Origin of the sequence: Acetobacter orientalis (assembly GCF_000963965.1) — a bacterium.
Taxonomy (GTDB): domain Bacteria; phylum Pseudomonadota; class Alphaproteobacteria; order Acetobacterales; family Acetobacteraceae; genus Acetobacter; species Acetobacter orientalis.
Genome location: NZ_BAMX01000036.1, coordinates 1 through 647, shown reverse-complemented (window position 1 = coordinate 647; position 647 = coordinate 1). Strand labels below are relative to the sequence as shown.

Below are 647 nucleotides of genomic sequence, written 5' to 3'. Positions count from 1 at the left end.
CAGCCACACCAGCCACACCAGCCACACCAGCCACACCAGCCACAGGTATGGCGCAAGCGGGGGCACCTACGGGTGGGCTAACAAGGGTAGCGGGGCAAGGGGAGCGTGCACCCACCCCAATACCAGCCCCCACGCCAGCAAGCGGTAACGCGCCCCCCACCCACAACCATGCTGAGGGTACGGGGGCGTCATGTGCTTCTGGTGTGCGTAGAGACATAAATAAAGAAGAGACAAAGGACTTTTCTTATCCGGCCTCCCACATGGTAGAGGGCACGCACGGTGCCCAGCCCCGCTCTGTGGGTGGTGCAGCGGCTGTATTAGGGGGGCGGCCTCTTACATCAAGTATGCATGCCATAGCGCAGCCAGACCTTTTGGTAGCGTTGGAGGCATGGGTGGCGCAACAGCCCGGCCTTGCCGCCCAGCTTGCACACCGCCCGTGGCAGGCAGATGTTAAACAGGCTTTGGGGGCGCATCATGCCCGTCTGCTCCCATTTTTAAAAACCCTAACCCCTGCTTGGGGGCATGGAGACTGGCACGGCTCCAACCTGTTCTGGCAAACATCTCCCCCCGTCGTTTCTGCTGCACAAAAGACACTTGCCAACACCCCACACACAGGTAACGCCAGTGCCAGTGCCAGTGCCAGTGCC

General features: G+C 61.2%; 2 protein-coding genes. One reads left to right on the top strand and one right to left on the bottom strand.

The features are described from left to right. On the bottom strand, positions 1-217 hold a 217-nt coding region (locus Abor_RS11785), incomplete at its 3' end, for a hypothetical protein (protein WP_219809800.1). A 43-nt stretch (positions 218-260) separates the two neighbouring features. Here Abor_RS11785 and Abor_RS11780 point away from each other — a divergent pair. Continuing rightward, positions 261-647, top strand: a 387-nt coding sequence (locus Abor_RS11780) for a phosphotransferase (RefSeq protein WP_373853248.1), incomplete at its 3' end; no start/stop codon positions are given.